The organism is Mesorhizobium sp. M7A.F.Ca.CA.004.04.2.1 (assembly GCF_004022825.1).
In the GTDB taxonomy this organism is placed as follows: Bacteria; Pseudomonadota; Alphaproteobacteria; order Rhizobiales; family Rhizobiaceae; genus Mesorhizobium.
Map to the genome: position 1 here is coordinate 1 of NZ_RZPH01000501.1, position 4,240 is coordinate 4,240.

At 64.8% G+C, this 4,240-nt stretch carries 4 protein-coding genes; all 4 read left to right on the forward strand.

What is annotated here, in order from left to right; all coding sequences use genetic code 11:
- A partial coding sequence (locus EN893_RS21055) for an efflux RND transporter permease subunit (protein ID WP_164900993.1) occupies window positions 1-232 on the forward strand: 232 nt, incomplete at its 5' end.
- 12 nt (window positions 233-244) lie between these two features.
- On the forward strand, window positions 245-1,735 hold the full coding sequence (locus tag EN893_RS21060) for an efflux transporter outer membrane subunit (RefSeq protein ID WP_127271114.1): 1,491 nt from the start codon (window positions 245-247) through the stop codon (window positions 1,733-1,735).
- A 163-nt stretch (window positions 1,736-1,898) separates the two neighbouring features.
- Window positions 1,899-2,981: a histidine kinase dimerization/phosphoacceptor domain -containing protein gene (locus EN893_RS21065; protein ID WP_127269636.1), complete on the forward strand. Its 1,083-nt coding sequence runs from the start codon at window positions 1,899-1,901 to the stop codon at window positions 2,979-2,981.
- Window positions 2,982-3,195: 214 nt separating this feature from the next.
- Window positions 3,196-4,077 carry a DMT family transporter gene (locus EN893_RS21070; protein WP_127269637.1) on the forward strand — a complete coding sequence of 294 codons (882 nt, stop codon included), beginning with the start codon at window positions 3,196-3,198 and terminating at the stop codon, window positions 4,075-4,077.
- The last annotated feature ends 163 nt before the right edge of the window (window positions 4,078-4,240 follow it).

Below are 4,240 nucleotides of genomic sequence, written 5' to 3' on the forward strand. Positions count from 1 at the left end.
GATGCCGACGGAGTTCTGCGCACCCGAGCCCGCACCGCTGGCGATTGCCAGCGGTGCGGGCTCGGGTGCGCAGAACTCCGTCGGCATCGGCGTGATGGGCGGGATGATCGCAGCGACGGTGATCGGTGTCTTCCTGGTGCCGCTGCTGTTCGTCACCGTGCGGCGCATCTTCAAGGGCAGGGCGGCCAAACCAGATACGGGCGAGACGCCGGTGACGGCCAACCAGCAATAAGGACAACTTCACATGACAGGTTTGGAACGTGGCTCGGTGGCCGCGAGGCGGCTTCTTGCGCCTATGATTACCGCTGTCCTGCTCGCGGGATGCGTCGTCGGTCCGGATTATCAGACGCCCATATTGGCGATGCCAGCAAGCTGGAGCGGCCACAAGCCGACAAAGCCTGCCCAGCCGGCGCAACTGTCAAAATGGTGGCAGCGGCTGCGCGATCCCGAGCTGAACACGCTTGTCGAGGAAGCGGTTGCCGGCAATCTCGATGTCGCCACCGCCAAGGCAAAAATCCGCGAGGCGCGCGCCAGCTACCGCCAGAGTGCCGGCACGTTGCTGCCGTCGGTCGACGGCTCCGGCTCGGCCACCCGCAACAAGTCAGCCGAGACCACATCAGGCTCTGACGCCACCTACAGCGAGTACCAGGCCGGCTTCGATGCAAGCTGGGAACTCGACCTGTTCGGCGCCAACCGCAGAGGCGTCGAGGCCGCGCGCTACGGGCTGGACGCCTCGCAGGAGGAACTGCGCTCGACGCTTCTTACCCTGGTCGGCGATGTCGCTTCCTATTATACCCAGGCGCGCGGCTACCAGGCCCGCATCGCGCTCGCCCGGCGCTCGGCCGCGTCGCAAAGGCAGACCGCCGAACTTACCCGCACCATGGCGCAGGCGGGCACGGCGACCGCCGCCGATGTCGCCAAGGCGATGGGGCAGGCAGCGAGCACCGAAGCCGCGGTGCCGACGCTGGAGGCAAGCTATGCCCAGGCCGTGCATCGTCTCGCCGTGCTGGCCGGCCGGCCGCCTGCCTCGCTCAGCGAGCGGCTGAAGCGGGTCGCCCCGATCCCTGCACCACGCCTGCCGATGCCCACCGGAATTCCCGCCGACCTCTTGCTTTCGCGACCCGATTTGCGCATGGCGGAACGCCAATATGCGCAATACACCGCCAAGATCGGCCAGGCAGAGGCCGCCCGCTATCCCTCGGTCAGCCTGACGGGAGACATCAGCACGGCGGCGCTGAAGCTTGGCGATCTCGGCAAGAATTCGTCGATCGGCTGGTCGTTCGGGCCGACGCTCAGCGTGCCCTTGTTCAATGCCGGTCAATTGCAGGCGGCCGTCGAGGTCGCCAAGGCGCAGCGCGATCAATATTTCATCGCATACCGGTCTTCGGTGCTGACGGCGCTCGAGGATGTCGAGAACGCGCTTGTGCTGTTGTCGCAGGAGCGCATCCGGATCGGCAAGCTCGCCTCTTCGGCGAAATCCTATGGCGATGCGGCGCGGCTCGAAGGCACGCTCTACAAGGCCGGCGAGACAAGCCTTCTCGATGTGCTCGACGCCCAGCGCTCGCTCTACTCGGCCGAGGACTCGCTGCTGCAAAGCCGCGTCCTGCTGGCGACCAACTACATCGCCCTCAACAAGGCGCTCGGTGGCGGCTGGGATGGCACGGTGGACAGTGCCAAGCCTGAGATCGTCGACGTCAAGACCGGGCCAAGGCTGGCGTCGAAGCCGGCCTCGTGAGCGGTTCCCTGGGCCTCGGTCAATTTCGACGCGGCTACGCAGATTTCGAGATTGTGCGACACACCACTTGTGACGGCGCGTGAAATGCCGCCTCGTGCTTTGGCGATGGCGGGGAGATCGCATCGCTGTTATTGATGGTGATCACACAGCACAGGCGCCGCAGATGACATCCGATACACAGAAGGCCGAAGCGGTCGGGCAGCTGCTCGAAACGCCGGACCTTGCCAGCGCGCTGGAAAGCGAACAGTTCAAGAAGTTCCTCGACCAGGTACCGATCGCCATTGCCGTCTCGGATCTCGGTTCGAAGGAGCGTGTCGTCTATGCCAATCCGGAATTCGAGAAACTGTCCGGCCTCAAGGCGGCGACGCTCGCTCGGCAACACTGGGCGGCGCTTTCCGGCACCGGCCTGCACAAGCAGAAGGACCGGCCGCTGTTCGAGGTCGTGGTCGAGGACACCGATTTCATCGGCACGTTCCGGCTGGAGCGGACAGAAGACCAACCGGCGATCGTCGACGTCTATTCCAATGTCATCGAGGACGACAATGGCAAGGTCTGCTTCCGGCTGGTGGCGCTGGTCGACGTCTCGGCCCATGGCGAAACGGAGGATGCGCGATCGCTCGATGAGCGCATCCGCGAGAAGGACACGCTGCTGCGCGAACTGCAGCACCGGGTAAAGAACAATCTCCAGATGATCACCGCACTGATCCGGATGGAGACGCGCAACGCGGCCGAACCGGATCAGAAGCGTTTCGAGCGGCTGGCAGGTCGCGTCGATGCGCTGGCGATCCTCTACCAGACGCTGTCGGGGGACTATGACAAGGATGAGGTCGATCTTGGTGTCTATCTCAGCCAGATCGCGTCGGCGGTGATGAACTCGCATGCGGTCGAGGGCATCCGCCTCGACATGAAGGTCGACACCTATCCGGTGTCGATCAACGTCGCCATGCCGACCGGGCTGGTGGTGAACGAACTTTTGACCAATGCGCTCAAACATGCCTTCCAGGGGCGCAACGGCGGCACGATCACCCTGCACAGCGTGGTTGACGGCGATGGCTGCCGCATCGTGATCGCCGATGACGGCATTGGCCTGCCGGAGGGCGAGAGCTGGCCCAAGCGCGGCAAACTCGGCGCGCTGATCGCCCGCTCGCTGACCGAGAATGCCAAGGCGGAGTTCGACGTGAAGTCGAGCGCTGGCGAGGGCACTAAAGTCACCATCCTCTTCAAGCGCTCGGCTGCCACCGCCTGAAGCGTGTCGTTGCGGTCTGGCACCTACAGGATCATCTCCAGCTATTCTTGTGCGCCGCGGCAATGAACGCTCCGCGGTCCGGGAGACTCATAGGGTGCCTGCAGTCCTTGCCCTAGCGAGCAGTTGCCGCTGCCTCACGACAGGCCGGCTGGTTCGTCCTAACTCCACACCGTCAGGCGGTTTCTGCCCTGGCATCGGGGAAGGACAAAACCAAGTGACATCGACGCCGGTTGCCAGTCGCCAAGCGGCGCCCCTGCCGGTCGCAGCACTGATGGGCGCTATGGTGTCGATCCAGATCGGCGCCGCCTTCGCCAAGGGCCTGTTCCCGCAGATCGGCGCGCAAGGCACGACAACGCTGCGGCTGGTCATCGGTGCGCTGATGCTGATCGCGGTGCTGCGGCCCTGGCAGATGCGGCCCTCGCGTGCCACTCTGCCGTGGCTGGTCGCCTATGGGGTGACGCTTTGCGCGCTCAACCTCCTGTTCTACGCAGCGCTGGCCAGGATTCCGCTCGGCATCGCGGTGGCGCTGGAGTTTACCGGCCCGCTTCTGGTGGCGACCTTAAGCTCGCGGCGCGCCAGCGACTTTGCCTGGATCGCGCTGGCGGTGGCCGGCATCCTGCTGTTGTCGCCCTTCGTTCATTCCCTCGCGCCGCTTGATCCGATCGGGGTGATGCTGGCGCTGGCGGCCGGCGGCTTCTGGGCGCTTTATATCGTGCTGGCCCAGAAGGCCGGCGCGGAGCTTGGTACCCGCACCACTGCCTACGGCATGGCCATCGCCGCCGTGCTGGTGCTGCCCTTCGGTATCGCGCAGGCGGGATCCGCGCTGCTGTCGCCGTCGATCCTGGTCAGCGCGCTGCTGGTCGGCCTGTTTTCCAGCGCGTTGCCGTTCTTTCTGGAGATGGTGGCGCTGACCCGCATGCCGGCGCGCATCTACGGCACGCTGACCTGCCTGGAGCCGGGGCTGGGTGCACTGGCCGGCTTCCTGTTCCTGCACGAGAGCCTCACCACCACGCAATTGGCCGGGATCGCAGCCGTTGTTGTCGCCGCCTTCGGCACGGCGCTGACATCACGGCCGCCGGTGCCATCGCCGGAGTAGGGTGGCGCGATTCGTCGGCACTGGGTATTTTCGAGTAATCCGAAATTCAACCAGCCCAATCCACGAAATTAAGCCAATCCTTGTCCATGACGGCACTGGAATTGTCACCTGGCGCACAAGTATTTCCGGCTCTGGACAGACCGTGATCTGGTCCCATACGGTG

Bases quoted from the DNA above. Each gene is read 5' to 3' on its own strand.
- EN893_RS21065 (WP_127269636.1), top strand. From the start codon at position 1,899: ATGACATCCGATACACAGAAGGCCGAAGCGGTCGGGCAGCTGCTCGAA.
- EN893_RS21060 (WP_127271114.1), top strand. From the start codon at position 245: ATGACAGGTTTGGAACGTGGCTCGGTGGCCGCGAGGCGGCTTCTTGCG.